Consider the following 15,627-nt stretch of genomic DNA (forward strand, 5'->3'; position numbering starts at 1 on the left):
GTGTCCGTGCGTCGGCGTGTCGGTGCGTCGGCCCTCAGGCCATCGGCACCGCGACGTCCGCGCCGCCCTCCACCGTGAGCCGGTCGCCCATCCGCACCCGCATCGGGCAGGGCGCGAAGCGTCCGGCCATCACCGCCTCGCCCTGCCGGAAGGTGGGGGCTGCGGCCGCCATCGCGGGCGGCAGGTAGCCGAAGAGTCGCGAGACGTCCTCCACGTCGGCGGGGCTGTTCATCCGCATCATCACGAGGTTGTCGCACTGGGAGACGACCTGCTCGTGCACCTTGGACGGCCGCTGGGTCGAGAGCAGCAGCCAGAGCCCGTACTTGCGCCCCTCCGCGGCCACCTGGATCAGGCGCTCCACGAGGAGCTTCTGCACCTGGCCCTGGGGCTCGGCCGGGCAGACGTGGTGGGCCTCGTCGATGACGATGAGCACGGGGCGGCGCTCGTGGCGGCGCGCCCACAGTCGCTCGACCAGGTCGAGGCACACCGCCGCCGACTCCCGGGGGTCGGCGAAGCCGGCCAGGTCGAGGACGGTCGCCCGACCGCCCTGCTCGACGACCTCGGCCGCCGACGGCTGCTCCCCTGCCCAGACCTCCCAGGCGTCCAGGCCGAGGTTCTGCACCCGCTGCGCCAGCGCCCGCTCGTCCGAGCCCCCGCGCAGGAGGGTGTCGAGAAATCCGTCGAGCGTGCGGGGCGGGTCCAGCACCGGGGTGCCCGGCTCGTTCCTGCCGCCGAAGGAGTGGACGAACAGGTTGTACTCGTCGCGGTCGGCCAGCGGGTCCAGGCGCAGGACGGCCGCCTGGGCGGCGCGCGGCATCGTCGCGAAGCGCAGCCGCAGCGGCTCGGTCGGTGCCCTGGTGCCCAGCACGCGCACGCCGAGGTCGGCGATCCGGGCGGCCAGGTCGGGCGCGACCTCCGCGCGGGCCCGCCCGAGCTGGGAGAAGTCCGCGTTGGGGTCCAGGACGACGAGCGGCAGTCCGGTGCCGAGGAGCAGCTGCTCGAGCAGCACCCCCAGGGCGTAGGTCTTGCCCGAGCCGGACTGCCCGCAGAGGAACGTGTGCCGGTTGAAGCCGGACGCTCGCAGCAGCGCGTCCGCGGAGGCCCCACCGGTCTGCCACCGGCCGATCCGCAGGCCCGCGCCACCGGCGGCCTGGAGCGCGGCGACCTCGTCGGGCCCCGCCAGCGAGGCCGCGGCCTCGAACGGGGCGACCTCCGCCGTCCACGAGGAACCGCCGGCGGCGCCCTTGCGGCTCAGACCCAGGACGGCGCCGCCGTCAGGGCGCTGGGCCTGGAGCAGGACGTCGCCGGCCTGGGTCGGGGCGACCAGGAGGTCGCCCGGGGTCAGCCCGCCGCCCGCGAACGAGCGACCGTCCGGCGAGGCGACCTGCACGCGACCGTCCACGCCCGGCTCCCGTCGATCCCGTCGATCCCGTCGGTCCTCAGGCGTGCGTCGGCTCGGAGTCCGAAGGCGTGGTCAGCCCGGCCACCCGCGCGCTGGTGAGGTTCGAGCGACCGGCGATCATCACCGCGAAGCCCTCGAAGAGCATCTCGATCCCGAGCAGGACGCCGAGCAACGTGAACGAGGCCGCGAACAGGTTGAACAGGATGACCAGGCCCAGCAGGGTCGACATGCCGCCGCTGATGATCAGGGGCACGCGGGCCTCCTTGATCTGCACCGCAGCCGCCAGGCGGGCGATGCCGGTGGTGAGGAACATGGCGCCCGCCACCAGGGTCAGCGAGACGGCCGCGACCGCGGGGTTGCGGACCATGACCAGGCCCAGGACGGTGAAGAGCCCGCTGCCCAGCAGGCCCGTCCAGAAGCCCTCCTTGCCGATGCGGGTCAGGGCGATCACGAGCCCCACGACACCCAGGATCAGCGTGGTCCACCCCGTGAACAGCACGGAGACCACCGTCGCCACCGTCGCGTAGGACAGCACGATCACGCCGCCCAGGACCATCAGTCCGCCGAGCAGCAGGTCCCACCCGGTCCGGCTCTTCACAGCCTCAGCCATGCCACTCACTCCTCGTCATCGGACCGCCACCCCTCAGCAGCGGCTCACCCGTTCACACTGGCGAGGCACAGGTCCGGCCCGCCTCACACGCAGCGGGTGAGACGGTGCCTCCTGCCAGGGACGTCGCGACGGCTGAGCGCGGCTCAGGCCGGGCCCGCCCCACGATCACGGGGGTCGAGGAGGTAGTCGGCCAGGTCGATCTGCCGGGTCAGCGTCCAGTAGTCGATGATCCGCCAGGGCAGCACGGAGACCACCCGGCCGTCGGCGTTGCGGTACCAGTTGTCCATCGCGGGGTGGGTCCACACCATCTGCGCGTGGGCCTCGTCCACGCGCCGGTTGTACTCGTCGCAGACGTCCTGGCGGCACTCGAGCGCCGCAGCGTCCTGCTCCACCATCGCGGCCAGCGCCGAGAGCACGTAGCGGACCTGGCACTCGAGCATCGTGATGAAGCTCCCCCCGTGACCCAGCGCCGTGTTCGGCCCGGTCATGACGAACAGGTTCGGGAAGTCGGGAACGGTGATCCCCAGGTAGGCGCGCGCGTCGTGCTCGCCCCACGTCTCCACGGTGCTGGCGCCCGAGCGGCCTCGCACCTGCATCGGGTGCAGGAGGCGGTCGGCGTGGAAGCCGGTGGCCAGGACGACGACGTCGAACTCGCGCTCCACGCCCGCGCCGTCCACGAGGCCGGTCTGAGTGACGGCCTCGACCCGCTCCGTGACGAGGTCGACGTGCTCGCGCCGCAGCATCGCGAACCAGCCGTTGTCGAGCAGCATCCGCTTGCCGAAGGGCGGGTAGTCGGGCAGCGCCTTGGCCACGAGGTCCTCGCGGTCGCCCAGCTGGTCGCGCAGGTAGCGCTCGTAGAACCGGCGGTGGCCGTGGTTGGCGGCGTTGATCGAGGCGCGCTCCTCCGGCCAGTCGGGGTCGACCTGGAGGGTCGGGTGCACCTTGTCGTTGAAGATCCAGGACAGACGCGCGCGGTACCAGTGGCGGTAACCGGGGACGTGGGTGTTGAGCCAGTGGACGTCGTCCCCCACCGGCTCGAAGTAGACGTCGTTGGGCGCCACCCACTGCGGCGAGCGCTGGAACACCGTCAGGGAGCCGACCGTGTCCACGATCGCCGGGCCGACCTGCATCGCGCTCGCACCCGTGCCCACGATCGCGACGCGCTTGCCGGCCAGGTCGGCGACGGAGAGGTCCTCCGGCCACCGCGCCGTGTGGAAGATCGGCCCACGGAACGACTCCAGCCCGGGCAGCGCCGGCACCTTGGGCCGGTTGAGCAGGCCGACCGCACTGATCAGCACCGGCGCCTCGAGCACCTCCCGGGTGCCGTCGGCAGCGCGGGCCGTGACGCGCCAGCCGTGAGCCTCCTCGTCCCAGTCGGCGGCCTCGACCTCCACGCCGAACCGCACCCTCTCGCGCAGGCCGTGGGCGTCGGCGAAGGAGTCCAGGTAGGACTGCACCTCGTCGCGCTTGCCGAAGTGAGTCGACCAGTCGTGGTCGAAGAACGAGTACGAGTACAGGTAGCTGGGGGTGTCCACGCCCGCGCCCGGGTAGCGGTTCTCGTACCAGGAGCCGCCCACGCCGTCGTTCTTCTCCAGGACGACGTGCTCGACCCCCGCCTCCGCGAGCCGCACCGACGCCAGCATCCCACCGATGCCGGCGCCCACGACGATGGCCCGCAGGCCGTGCCCGGGCGGCAGCGGGTCGACGGCGGGCCGGGGCGTGCCCCGCACGATCTCCGCCATCATCGGCGCGAACTCGGCGGGCACCTCCTCACCGGCCGTGAAGTCCAGGAGCTCCATCACCTGCTCGTCGCTCGGGTCCGGCAGCGCGACCGGCCGCCCCGCCCAGTGCGCGCGCAGCGCCGCGGCCACGGCCGCGCGCACGTCGTCCTGCACCACCTCGGGCAGGCCCCCGGTGCGGTTGTCGTCCATGCCACGCGGGCGGGTGGGGCGGTAGCGGGGAGCCAGCCAGGAGCGGTCCCCCGTGAGCTGCACCAGCACGGCGAGCAGGGTGGGGACGTTGGCGGCGCGCAGGGCCTCGTCCAGCCGTGAGGCGTCGAGGGGGGCCGCAGGTGCGTCGACGAGCTCCTGAGTCATGGCCGCAAACTAACCGCTGTCAGTCCTCTTGCCAACCAGGGTCGATCGACCTCGGCACCACGGGAACAATTTCGCTCCGATGCTTGACGCGTTCAGGCCACATCCCCGACGCTCTGCGACGTAGGTCACACTAACTACCGTCAGTGTCAGGGAGAGAGCAATGGAGCTGAGCGAGGCGATGCGGTCCACCGGGACCTGCCGCTACTACACCGACGAGCAGGTGCCGGACGACGTCCTGCGCGCCGCGTTCGACGACGCCCGCTTCGGGCCGCAGGGTGGCAACCGCCAGCCGGTGCGTTGGATCGTCGTCCAGGACGCCGAGAAGAAGAAGCGTCTCGCGGAGCTCTACCTGCCCTACTGGGAGGGCTACTACGCGATGGTCGTGGAGGGCACCAAGGCCGTCGGTGCCGTGCCCGCGACCGTGGAGAGCGCCAACCACTTCGCGCACCACCTCGCCGAGGTCCCCACGCTCATCGTCGTGTGCGCGGAGATGGACGGCATCCACCCGACCGACCACGAGCTCGGTCGGCTGAGCGTGGTCGGCGGCGCGTCGATCTACCCCACCGTCCAGAACCTGACCCTCGCGCTGCGCCAGCAGGGGGTGGCCTCCGCGCTCACCACGCTGCTGTGCGCGGAGGAGCCGGCGGTCCGCGAGATGCTGTCCATCCCCGACGGCTTCATCACCGCGGCGCTGCTCGCCGTCGGCTACCCGGCCAAGGGCTTCCCTCGCAAGCTCACCCGTAGCCCCGTCGAGGAGATCGTCTTCCGCGACGACTTCGCGACCCCGATGTACGCCTGAGGACGCCTGCGATGACCGAGCTGACCGACGCTCCTCCCCTCTCCCCCGCCGCGAGCGGCTCCGTCGACGGGGAGCGCGGGCTGTCCCCGCTCCAGCGCAGCCCCCTGGGCCGTGCGACCCTCGGCGACCAGCTGCGACGACAGGCGCGCACCCTGCGCGGCAAGGCCGCCGTCGTGGCGCACCACCCCGACGGCACGCGCGTCGCCACGAGCTACGCGGAGCTGGACGCGTGGTCCAACCGCTTCGCCCACGCCCTGCTCAGGCTGGGTGTCGGCAGGGGTGACCGGATCGCGGTCATGGCCCGCAACCGGGTCGAGACCCTGGTCGCCTACTACGGTGCGCTCAAGGTCGGGGCCGCCTACTCCGGGATCAGCGCCCTGTTCGGCCCCCGCGAGGTGGGGCAGCAGCTCGGCAACCTCGAGCCGGCCGTCGTCGTCGTCGCGGCCGAGCACGTCGGCGTGGTCGAGGAGGCCCTGGCGGACGGCAGCGGGGTCTCCCGGGTGGTGATGGGGGCCGAGGCGCCCGGTTGGCACTCGTTCGACGCCCTGTGCGCGGACGCGCCGGACACCGAGCCCGACTGCGAGGTCGACGAGCTCGACCTCGCCCAGGTCATCTACACCAGCGGCACGGAGGCGGCGCCCAAGGGCGTGATGATCACCCACCGCAACTACCTCGTCTCGACCACACCCGCCTACACGTGGGGGCTGCGCTGCCTGCCGGACGACGTCTGGCTCTACGTGATGCCCTTCCACACCATCGCCGGCATCGGCTCGGCCACCTCGTTGCTCACGCTCGGCGCGACCCTCGTGCTGCCCGCGAGCGTCGAGGCCGGGGCCTCGCTGCGCCTCATCCGGACCGAGGGCATCTCCGTCATCGCCCAGACCCCGACCTTCTTCATCGCCTTGGCCAACCACCCGGACTTCGGGCCGGACACGGTGGGGACGATGGAACGCTGCCTCACCTACGGCGGCCAGGTCTCCCCGCACGCGCTGGACGCCTGGGCGGCCGCCGCGCCGGCCGCGGTCTGGGGCACCTACTGGGGGCAGTCCGAGCTCACCCAGCTCGGCTGTGTCGGCTGGTTCAAGCGCCTGGAAGACATCCCCGACCACGACCCGACCTGGATCGGCAAGCCCGTCGGACACCTCGAGGTGCGGGTCGTCGACCCGCTGGGGCAGGACGCGGAGAGCGGCGAGCTCTGGTGCCGCACGCCGTCGGTGATGTCCGGCTACTTCCGTGACCCCGAGCGCACGGCGGCCGTGCTGGCCGACGGCTGGGTGCACACCGGCGACATCGTCCGGCAGGACGCCGACGGGAACCTGTTCTTCCTCGACCGCAGCAAGGACATGATCAAGTCCGGCGGCCTCAACGTCTCCTCGCAGGAGGTGGAGCGGGCCCTGCAGGCCCACCCCGACGTCGAGCGGGCCGCCGTGGTCGGGCTGCCCGACGACTACTGGTCCGAGGTCGTCACGGCCTTCGTCGTCCTGCGGGCCGGGGCGAGCGCCACCGGCGAGGAGCTGCGCGAGCACTGCCGTGGTGAGATGGCCTCCTACAAGGTGCCCAAGGCGGTGCACCTGCTGGACGCCCTGCCGACGGACCCGCAGGGCAAGCTGCTCAAGCGGGAGCTGCGGCGCGAGCACGGGAGAGGGGCGCAGTAGTCCTGGACGCACCGGCCCACGAGGACCCCTCCCCCGCCACGTCCGCCCCCGCCACGTCCGCCCCCGGTCGCGGCGCCCGACCCGCGACCCTGCGCCGGCGGGAGGAGATCCTCGTGGCGGCGGCCGCCTGCTTCGCCGAGCAGGGGTACCACGCGGTGGGCATGCGGGAGATCGCGGAGGCGGTGGGTATCCGCGGGGCGAGCCTGTACAACCACTTCGGCTCCAAGGAGGAGATCCTCCACGCCATCGCCCTGCGGATGACGCGGGACTGGGACGAGCAGCACCTGCCGGTGCTCGAGACCGGTGGGCCGCCCGACGAGCGGCTGGCCGCCCTCGTCCGGGCCCACGTCCTCAGCCTCGCCGAGCACCGCGTGGAGCACCTGGTGAGCCTGCGCGAGCTCTCCGCCCTCACCCCCGAGCACCGTGCGCAGGTCGTCGACTACCGGCGCTACTACCAGCGGCGCGTCCGCGACGTCATCGCCGCGGGCGTGCGCGCGGGCGTGTTCACCGTCGAGGACGCCTCGCGGGCCGCCATCGCCGTGCTCGACATGCTGAACGGCATCGTGTGGTGGCTGCGCGACGACCACGACCTCGAGGCCCTCGCGGACGCCTACGTGACCTTCGCGGTCGACGGGGTGCTCGGTCGCCGCTCGGCCCCCGGCCCCGCGTCGGCCGCCGAGCCGGCCACGTGAGCGCACCCCTCGCGGGCGTCCGGGTGGTCGAGCTGGCCGGGCTGGGGCCGGTCCCCCACGCCGGGATGGTGCTCGCCGACCTGGGCGCGGACGTCCTCCAGGTCCGGCGCGCCTCGCGGGCCGCTCCCGACGGGGTGCCCGACGCCGACGCCGCGCTGTGGCGCGGGCGCCGGGTGCTGGAGGCCGACCTCAAGGAACCAGCCGATCTGGCGGTGGTGCAACGCCTCGTGGACGCTGCCGACGTGCTCGTCGAGGGGTACCGGCCCGGCACCGCGGAGCGGCTCGGGCTGGGGCCCGAGGAGTGCCTGGCCCGCAACCCGGGGCTGGTCTACGCCCGGATGACCGGGTGGGGACAGACCGGACCGCTGGCCCGGACCGCCGGCCACGACCTCACGTACCTGGCGACCACCGGGCTGCTCGGGCTCATGGGCCCGTCCGACGGCCCGCCCGTGCCACCGCTGAGCCTGGTCGCCGACTTCGGCGGCGGCTCCATGCTGCTCGTCACGGGCGTCCTCGCCGCCCTGCTGGAGCGGGTCACCTCAGGCCGCGGACAGGTCGTGGACGCCGCCATGGTGGATGGCGCGAACCTGCTCGGCCAGCTCCAGCTCTCGTGGCTGGCGGCCGGCCGCAGCACGGGCGACCGGTCGAGCGACCTGCTCAACGGCAGCGCCCCCTGCTACGCCACCTACGCCTGCGCCGACGGACGCTTCGTCGCCGTGGCGGCGCTGGAGGACCCGTTCTGGCTCGCCCTGCTCGCCGGGCTGGAGCTGGACCCCGACCTGCTCGGGGCACGGTGGGAGGCCGCGGACTGGCCGCGGCAGCGGGCACTCCTGGCCGGCCGCTTCGTCACCCGCACCCGCGACGAGTGGGCGCGGGTCTTCGACGGGTCGGACGCGTGCCTCGCACCCGTCCTGGACCACCAGGAGGCGCTCACCCACCCCCACGCCGTCGCACGCGGCGCCTTCGTCGAGGTGGACGGTCACCCGCAGGCCGCGCCCGCCCCTCGCTTCTCCCGCAGCCGGCCGAGGAGACCGACCGGTCCCGTCCCGGTGACCTCGGCCGACGCTCTCGCGACCTGGGCGCGGCCCGCGGACCCGGGCGCCACGCCCGCCTGACGAACGCATCCCCGCCGGGGGTCCTCCGGCACGGCCCTCCCGGACCGCTGCGGAGGAGTCTGGAGGCGTGACCGAGACGCTCGTCCGCTCCCCTGGACGGCACCGGTGGGGCCTGGTGGCCGCCGGCGTCGGGGCGGGTGCGGCCTGGGTGGCCGCGTACCGGGTCAACGGCCTCGTCTGGGAACCGTTGCTCACCCACGTCCTGGGTCTCGACCCGGCGTCCCGGACCTACGAGACGGTCCGGTTCTTCTGCTACGACACCGTGAAGATCGTCCTGCTGCTCGCCCTCATCGTCTTCGTGGTCACGGTGCTGCGCTCGTTCATGAGCCTGGAGCGCACCCGCGCGCTGCTCGGCGGCCGGAGGGAGGGCGCCGGCAACGTGCTCGCCGCGGGGCTCGGCGTCGTCACACCGTTCTGCTCGTGCAGCGCCGTGCCCGCGTTCATCGGCTTCGTGGCGGCCGGGGTGCCGCTCGGCGTGACGCTGAGCTTCCTCATCGCCAGCCCGCTGGTCAACGAGGTGGCGATCGGCCTGCTGCTGAGCCTGTTCGGCTGGCGCGTCACGCTGCTCTACGTCGGCGCGGGGCTGACCGTCGCCGTGGTCGCGGGGTTCGTCCTGGGGCGGCTGCGGCTGGAGCGGTGGGTCGAGCCGTTCGTGCTGGAGACGCGGCTGGACGGCGAGCCGGTGGACCCCGGCGCCGGCCTCACGATCGAGCAGCGGATCGCGATGGGCGCACAGGAGGTGCGCAGCATCCTGCGACGGATCTGGCCCTACCTGCTCGTCGGCATCGGGCTCGGGGCGCTCATCCACGGCTGGGCCCCGGCCGACCTGTTCGTCCGCTACGCCGGCTCCGGGTCCGCCACCGGGGTCCTCGTGGCCGTCCTGCTGGGTGTGCCGCTCTACTCCAACGCGGCCGGCATCCTCCCGCTGGTCGAGGCGCTGTACGGCCAAGGGCTGCCGATGGGGACGCTGCTGGCGTTCATGATGGCGGTCGTGGGCCTCTCGCTGCCCGAGCTCGTCCTGCTCCGCCGCGTCCTGAAGCCCCCGCTGCTGGCGGTCTTCGTCGGCGTCGTCGCCGCCTCCATCGTCGGGGTCGGCTACCTGTTCAACGCGGTGCTCACCTGAGCCCGTGCCTCGTCCCCACGCACCGAAGGAGTCCTGCCATGGACGTGAAGATCCTCGGGCCCGGCTGCCGCAACTGCCGCGCCCTCGAGAAGGCCACCCGGGCCGCTCTCGACGGCCTCGGCCTCGCCGCGGACGTCGAGGAGGTGACCGACTACGCCGCGATCGCGGGCTACGGGGTCATGTCCACCCCCGGACTCGTCGTAGACGGCCGCGTGCTCGTCTCCGGACGGGTGCCCACCACCCGGGAGCTGACCGAGCTGCTCGCCGGAGCCGGCGGCTGAGGCGTGACGAGCGGTGAAAAACAGAGAACCCGCCAGGCTGTGCCTGGCGGGTTCTCTTACTTGTAGCGGGGACAGGATTTGAACCTGTGACCTCTGGGTTATGAGCCCAGCGAGCTACCGAGCTGCTCCACCCCGCGTCGGTGAATAGAACGTTACACGGATGGTGGGGACGTGCCAAATCGGGGGTGCTCCGACCGTCGCCCACGAGGACCGAACGCGCCCTCTGCCCCGCTCGTCACCGAGAAACCGCAGGTCAGCGCACTGCCCTCACACGCACCGACGGGTTCGGTCCTCGTGTGGACGAGGACCGAACCCGTCGGGTGGCCCGGGGCACGGGAGCGGCCGGGAGCGGTCGAGATGGGGTCGGAACGCTTCGGCGGGAGGGCCGATGTGGTGAGGGTTACTCCCCCGAGGCCGTGCTGGAGCCGGACGCACTCGCCGAGGCGGAGTCACTGGCCGACGAGCTGGCCGAGGCACTGGCCGACGAGCTGGCCGACGCCCCCGACGAGGAGCCCCCGTCAGCCAGGGTCAGCGCCCGGCTGATGTAGCCCTGCGCCTTCTCCACCTGGTCCTGGTACTCGCCGAGGTCGCCGTCCGCGTAGGCCTTGTCGGCCTTGTTGAACGCCGTCTCGGCGCGCTGGAGCAGCTCGTTGATCTTCTCCTGCGTCGTGCCGGTCAGCTTCGAGCCGCCCGAGCCGGACCCGGAGCCCGATCCCGATCCGGAGGTGTCCGAGCCGGAGGTGTCCGAGCCGACGTTCGAGAGCAGGTCGTTGAGCGACTCCCGCAGCGTCGAGCCGATGCCCACGTTGTTGCCGTAGGCGGTCGTGACGAACCGCAGCACCGGGTAGGACGCCTCGGACGCCTGGCGCCGCACGTAGATCGGCTGGACGTAGAGGAACCCGTCGTCGAGCGGCACCGTGAGCAGGTTGCCGCGGATGACGGTGCCGTCGGTGCGGTTGTACTGCGCCAGGGCGTCCGCGATGTCCTCGTCGGAGGTGAACGTGTTCGCCACCTGCTCCGGGCCGGGGGTGTTCTCGTTCGGCAGCTGCAGCACGCGGATCGTGCCGTAGTCGTCGCTGGTGGCGTCGGAGTCCACCGAGATGTAGGACGCCAGGACGGCTCGCCCGATCGGCACGAACACGGACGTGAGCGACCAGGTCTGGCCGTCCGAGGTCGTCCCCGACCCGTCGGAGGCGGACGAGGAGCCCGAGGAGCTCTTGCCCGACGAGCCCGAGGAGCCCGACGAATCCGACGAGCCCGACGCGTCCGCGGCGGTGCCCACGTAGTCGTCCCCGACGAAGAGCCGGTAGGGCGGCTGGTAGGACGTGCCGCTGGTGGTCGGGTCCGCGGGGACCTCCCAGCGGTCGTTGCCCTGGTACCAGTCGTCGGCGTCGGTGACGTGGTACCTGGCGAGCTGGTAGCGCTGCACCTTGAACAGGTCCTCGGGGTAGCGCAGGTGGGACATGAGCTCGTCGGAGATGGCCGACTTCGGCTGCACCGTGCCCGGGAACGCCTTCATCCAGGTCTGCAGCATCGGGTCGGTGGTGTCCCACTCGTAGAGGGTCACCTCGCCCGTGTAGGCGTCGACGGTCGCCTTCACGGCGTCCCGCATGTAGTTGACCTCGTCGGTGGGGACGGTGGCGAGACCCGTGTCGTCGGCCCGCGAGTCGTCGATCATCTCCGAGTACGACTCCTTCTGGGAGCCGGGGTACTGGTCGGAGGTCGTGTAGCCGTCGATGATCCAGACGATGCTGCCGTTGACGACCGCCGGGTAGGGGTCGCTGTCCAGCGTCAGCCAGGGGGCGACCTTCGTGACCCGCTCGAGCGGGGTGCGGTCGTAGAGCACCTTCGAGTTCGCGTTGACGCGACCCGACAGCAGGAAGTTGGGGTCGCCGAAGCGGATCGCGTACATGAGCTTCTGGAACGTGTTGCCCACGTTGCCGTCGCCGGGGCCGGTGAACGTCGTCGTCGAGGTGGAGTCGCCCTGGAGGTCGAGCTCGATGTCGGCGGCGTCGTCGCTGGCCTTGCCCACGATCGAGTACTCCGTGGAGTCCTCGCCGTAGTAGATCTGGTCCTGGTAGCCGCCGGTCACGTCCTGCAGGTCGTCCTCGTTCGAGGCGGTGCCCTGCGCCCACTCCAGGCCGGCGGCGGAGTCGCTCCCGCTCGTCGAGGTGGACGAGTCGTCGCTCTCGACCTCGAGCTCGGCGCCGTCCTCGCGACCGCGCTGGTTGGCGTAGGCGGCGATGATGCCGTTGCCGTGGGTGTAGACGGTGTGGAGGTTCGACCAGTTCTGCTCGGGCACGCCGGCGGAGTTGAGCTCGCGGACGCCGAGCACGAGCGCGCGCTCGGTGCCGTCGACGTCGTAGCGGTCGACGTCCAGGACGTCGGCGGTGGTGTAGTAGTCGCGGACCTGCTGGTCCTGCTCGAAGGCGTCGGAGACGAGCTGCGGGTCGACCAGCGGGATCGACTTGGTCTGCCCGTCCAGCGCGGCCAGCGAGACCCCGAGGGTGTTCTCCGGGTTGAAGTCCGTCACCTCGACGTCGTCGATGCCGTAGGCGTCGCGGGTCGCCGAGATGTTGGTGGCGATGTAGTCCTGCTCCTTGTCGGCCTCCGACGGCTTGACCTGGAACTGCTGGACGACGCCCGGCCAGATGAGGCCGAGGATGACAGCCGAGAGCGCGAGCAGCGCCACGCCGACGCTGGGCAGCATCCACGTCCGGCGCCAGACGTTGACCAGGAAGAGCACCGCGCAGATGACGGCGATGCCGAGGAGGATGTTCTTGGCCGGCAGGACCGCGTTCTCGTCGGTGTAGGTGAGGCCGGTGATGAGCGAGCCGTTCTGGCTGGCCAGGTCGAACCGGTCGAGCCAGTAGTCGAGGGCCTTGGTGAGCACGAGCAGGCCGACGAGCAGGGAGAGCTGGGCCTGCGCGGCACCGGTGAACCGCTCCCCCGGCGCCTGGAGGTTGATCCCGCCGTACAGGTAGTGCGTGAGCGCGGTGACGAGCGCCGTCACGACCAGCGTGGCCATCACGAAGTCGGTGACGAAGTGGTACCAGGGCAGGTCGAAGAGGAAGAAGCCGATGTCGCGGCCGAAGTAGTCGTCCGTCTGCCCGAAGTCGACGCCGTTCCGCCACAGCAGGAACTCCCGCCACGTGCCGGCCGCCGAGGCCCCGCCGAAGAGGAAGAAGACCCCGGCGACGGCGAGCAGCACCCAGCGCCGCACGGGCGTGACGGCGTCGCGGTAGCGGCGGACCCCGCCGGCGTCCGGCATGCCCACGAACAGCGGACGCAGGCGGTAGGCGATGAGCACGTTCACCGCGGCCACGACCGCCATGACCAGCCCGAACCCGATGAAGAGGCCGGCCCGCACGAGGAGCATCCGGTCCCAGACCGAGACGAACCCGCCCGCGGAGAACCAGGTGCGGTCCGTGTAGACCCCGGCGAACGTGGTGAGGCCGAAGAAGAACACCACCAGGGCGACGGCGGCGATGATCAGGGCACGGGTGCGACCGCTGAGGCCCTCCGGCCCCGGTGCCGCCCCGGCGGGCTGCTCGAAGGTGTCGCTCACGACTCTCCTGGTCTCCTCGGATCAGGTGCGCCACCCTGCGGTGCCGCGTGTGGGGGATCCTGGGCCCGTCAGGGGCCCGGTACGGCCGTGCCGGCCGCGGTGCGGGTCAGTCCTCGACCAGCGTGGCGGCCAGCAGCTCCAGCAGGGAGGGCACGAGGTCCGTTCCCCCCACGACGAGGTGGTCCTCGTCGTGACTGCGGAAGCGCATCGCACAGTACGTCGAACCGGACCGTGTCGTCCCGGCAACCAGCCGCATCTCCTGCCGATCCGGGTGGGTCGCGGCGAACGCGGCGGCCTCGTCGGGGTCCTCGGGGATCTCGGCGTCCGCGTCGGGCGGCAGGACGACGCGCTCGACCACCGCGGCGCAGCCGGCGACGGCGTCCGGCCAGACGATGCCGGGCAGGACCTCCTCGATCGCCGTGGCCGGGTCGAGCTGGTCCTGCTCGACCGGGGTGAACGAGCCGTCCTCGGACGGCTGGTCCAGACCCATCGCGGCCGCGAGCGCGGGCTCCTGGGCCACCAGGGCGGCGGTGTCGACGAGGGCGAACAGCCGGGCCGGCTGGTCCCAGCCCTGCTCGGCGACGTGCTTCTCGACCTCGAGCACGGCGCTCGCCAGGGCGGGGTCGGCGTCAAGGTCGGCGCGCACGGCGTCCGCGGTCTCGGGGAAGGGGTCGGCAGGCATCGCGGAGCCCGCGGCTGCCTCGTCGGGCCCGTCGGGCGTCTCGTCGGTCACGGTCGGCGCTCCTGGTCTGCTGGTGGTCCTGGTGAGCGGGGAGTGCGGGTGCTGCGGGGCGGGGCGTGCGGGGGGTGCGGGGGCGCCGTCGCGGGGTGCGGGGCTAGGACGCCGAGGCGTCGGAGCAGGAGGGGAGGTCGGTGCGGTCGGGGTCGGCGACCCACTCCTTCACCGACTTCAGCGCGGAGGCGAAGTCGTCCACGCGGACGAGCTCGGGCGAGCCGTCGTCGACCTCGAGCGCCTCGGCGCAGTTGTCGGCCGGCACCAGGAACAGCTCGGCGCCGTCGCGCTCGGCACCGGCGATCTTCTGCTGGATGCCGCCGATCTGGCCGACGGTGCCGTCCGCGCTGATGGTGCCCGTGCCGGCGATGGTGTGGCCGCCGGTCAGGCTCTCCTTGGTGAGCGTGTCGTAGACGCCGAGGGAGAACATGAGCCCGGCGCTCGGGCCGCCGATCGAGGAGTCGATGTCGATCGAGACCTGCACCGGGAAGACGTAGCCGACGGCCGGGACGAAGCCGACGTACTGGACGCCGTCGTTCTCCTCGGGCGTCACCGTGACCGACTTGCGCACGCCGTCACGCTCGACGAGCAGGGTGACGGAGTCCCCCTCGTCGGTGGCCCGGATGCGCTTGACCAGCATCTTGGCGCCGGTGATCTTCTCCCCGTCGATGCGCAGCAGCACGTCGTGCGCCTTGAGCTTCCCCGCGGCCGGGGTGCCCTTCTCGACGTAGGCGACCTGCAGGGCGGACGGCACGGTGTAGCCGAGCTCCTTGAGCGCCACCGCGACCGCCACGTCCTGCGACGTGACCATCTGGACGCTGCCCTCCTGCTCCTCCTCCTCGGCGCTGGTGGTGGAGGGGTGCACGTAGTCGTAGGGGTAGACGGCCTGGCTCGGGTCGAACCACGCGTAGAGGAGCTCGGGGAGCGACACCTTGCGGTCGCTGGCGGAGACGCTGACGGTCACCATCCGCAGCTGGCCGTCGTCGTCGTGGTACGCCTTCGCGCCGTCGACCGTGATGATCTCCGCGTCGCCGCTGCCACCCACGGCCTCGCCCGAGGTCCCCAGCACGTTGATGGTGGGCCCCGGCGCGTAGGTGGCGTACGGGAGTCCGACGAACATGGTCACGACGAGCAGCGCCACGACGACCGGCACGGCCAGGACGGCGGCCAGGGTGCGCTGCGTCATGGTCGAGATGGTCCCATGCGACCCAAGCCCGGCCGCCGGGCGGGTGGCGGGACCGGCCGCTCAGCTGCCCGGCGTCCGGGAGCGCCGGACGGCGAGGCCGGTGCCGCGGTCGGGCTCACGGCGGGGTGCCGCGTACCGCAGGGCCGTCGGTCGCTCCAGGCCCTTGCCGAGGCGCTCGAGCAGGACGTCGCGGTCCGGCTCGCGCCGCGTCCGCCCGGCCCAGCCCACCCAGAGCATGGCGAGCACGGTGACGACGGCCGCCGGGGCGAGCCAGAGCAGGATCTCCACGCGGTCACGGTAGGCGCGTGCCGCCCGGTCGTGGGCGCGGCGCGCGGGGCGGGCCGGGCCGGGACGAGGCGGGACGGGG

Annotated in this window: 13 protein-coding genes and 1 tRNA gene; 6 read left to right on the top strand and 8 right to left on the bottom strand. The window is 72.4% G+C overall.

Going from position 1 to position 15,627, the window contains the following annotated elements; genetic code table 11:
* Positions 1-34: 34 nt before the first annotated feature.
* The 3 genes from E8D37_RS20515 to E8D37_RS05010 form a co-directional block, all read right to left on the bottom strand.
* On the bottom strand, positions 35-1,402 hold the full coding sequence (locus E8D37_RS20515) for an ATP-binding protein (RefSeq protein WP_206055576.1): 1,368 nt from the start codon (positions 1,400-1,402) through the stop codon (positions 35-37).
* Between the two features lie 37 nt (positions 1,403-1,439).
* Positions 1,440-2,012, bottom strand: a complete 573-nt coding sequence (locus E8D37_RS05005) for a DUF308 domain-containing protein (RefSeq protein WP_136568670.1) — start codon at positions 2,010-2,012, stop codon at positions 1,440-1,442.
* Between the two features lie 143 nt (positions 2,013-2,155).
* Entirely contained in the window at positions 2,156-4,108 is a 1,953-nt protein-coding gene (locus tag E8D37_RS05010) for an NAD(P)/FAD-dependent oxidoreductase (RefSeq protein ID WP_136568671.1), read from the bottom strand.
* Positions 4,109-4,268: 160 nt separating this feature from the next.
* Here E8D37_RS05010 and E8D37_RS05015 point away from each other — a divergent pair, with 160 nt between their 5' ends.
* From E8D37_RS05015 to E8D37_RS05040, 6 genes are all read left to right on the top strand, one after another.
* Entirely contained in the window at positions 4,269-4,907 is a 639-nt protein-coding gene (locus E8D37_RS05015) for a nitroreductase family protein (protein ID WP_136568672.1), read from the top strand.
* An 11-nt stretch (positions 4,908-4,918) separates the two neighbouring features.
* Positions 4,919-6,562 carry a class I adenylate-forming enzyme family protein gene (locus tag E8D37_RS05020; protein WP_136568673.1) on the top strand — a complete coding sequence of 548 codons (1,644 nt, stop codon included), beginning with the start codon at positions 4,919-4,921 and terminating at the stop codon, positions 6,560-6,562.
* A gap of 113 nt (positions 6,563-6,675) precedes the next feature.
* Positions 6,676-7,254: a TetR/AcrR family transcriptional regulator gene (locus E8D37_RS05025; protein ID WP_206055577.1), complete on the top strand. Its 579-nt coding sequence runs from the start codon at positions 6,676-6,678 to the stop codon at positions 7,252-7,254.
* Entirely contained in the window at positions 7,251-8,369 is a 1,119-nt protein-coding gene (locus E8D37_RS05030; protein ID WP_136568675.1) for a CaiB/BaiF CoA-transferase family protein, read from the top strand. Before E8D37_RS05025 ends, E8D37_RS05030 begins: the two co-directional genes overlap by 4 nt.
* 67 nt (positions 8,370-8,436) lie before the next feature.
* Positions 8,437-9,492 carry a permease gene (locus tag E8D37_RS05035; RefSeq protein ID WP_136568676.1) on the top strand — a complete coding sequence of 352 codons (1,056 nt, stop codon included), beginning with the start codon at positions 8,437-8,439 and terminating at the stop codon, positions 9,490-9,492.
* A 38-nt stretch (positions 9,493-9,530) separates the two neighbouring features.
* A complete protein-coding gene (locus E8D37_RS05040; protein ID WP_136568677.1) occupies positions 9,531-9,773 on the top strand; it encodes a thioredoxin family protein in 243 nt (80 codons plus the stop codon).
* Between the two features lie 63 nt (positions 9,774-9,836).
* On the opposite strand, the gene E8D37_RS05045 is transcribed toward E8D37_RS05040, so the two are convergent.
* The 5 genes from E8D37_RS05045 to E8D37_RS05065 form a co-directional block, all read right to left on the bottom strand.
* A tRNA-Met gene (locus tag E8D37_RS05045) sits at positions 9,837-9,910 on the bottom strand.
* 263 nt (positions 9,911-10,173) lie between these two features.
* Positions 10,174-13,341 (bottom strand): UPF0182 family protein, encoded by a 3,168-nt coding sequence (locus tag E8D37_RS05050; RefSeq protein ID WP_136568678.1) that lies wholly within the window; start codon positions 13,339-13,341, stop codon positions 10,174-10,176.
* Positions 13,342-13,447: 106 nt separating this feature from the next.
* Complete coding sequence (locus E8D37_RS05055) at positions 13,448-14,074, bottom strand: PPA1309 family protein (protein WP_240770196.1); 627 nt, start codon at positions 14,072-14,074, stop codon at positions 13,448-13,450.
* A 103-nt stretch (positions 14,075-14,177) separates the two neighbouring features.
* Positions 14,178-15,260 (bottom strand): PDZ domain-containing protein, encoded by a 1,083-nt coding sequence (locus E8D37_RS05060; protein WP_136568679.1) that lies wholly within the window; start codon positions 15,258-15,260, stop codon positions 14,178-14,180.
* 60 nt (positions 15,261-15,320) lie between these two features.
* Entirely contained in the window at positions 15,321-15,548 is a 228-nt protein-coding gene (locus E8D37_RS05065; RefSeq protein ID WP_136568680.1) for a hypothetical protein, read from the bottom strand.
* Positions 15,549-15,627 lie beyond the last annotated feature (79 nt).

The sequence above is a fragment of the Nocardioides sp. GY 10127 genome (assembly GCF_004919085.1).
Taxonomy (GTDB): Bacteria; Actinomycetota; Actinomycetes; order Propionibacteriales; family Nocardioidaceae; genus Nocardioides.

Bases quoted from the DNA above. Each gene is read 5' to 3' on its own strand.
- E8D37_RS05040 (WP_136568677.1), top strand. From the start codon at position 9,531: ATGGACGTGAAGATCCTCGGGCCCGGCTGCCGCAACTGCCGCGCCCTC.
- E8D37_RS05015 (WP_136568672.1), top strand. From the start codon at position 4,269: ATGGAGCTGAGCGAGGCGATGCGGTCCACCGGGACCTGCCGCTACTAC.
- E8D37_RS05060 (WP_136568679.1), bottom strand. From the start codon at position 15,260: ATGACGCAGCGCACCCTGGCCGCCGTCCTGGCCGTGCCGGTCGTCGTG.
- E8D37_RS05010 (WP_136568671.1), bottom strand. From the start codon at position 4,108: ATGACTCAGGAGCTCGTCGACGCACCTGCGGCCCCCCTCGACGCCTCA.
- E8D37_RS05005 (WP_136568670.1), bottom strand. From the start codon at position 2,012: ATGGCTGAGGCTGTGAAGAGCCGGACCGGGTGGGACCTGCTGCTCGGC.
- E8D37_RS05020 (WP_136568673.1), top strand. From the start codon at position 4,919: ATGACCGAGCTGACCGACGCTCCTCCCCTCTCCCCCGCCGCGAGCGGC.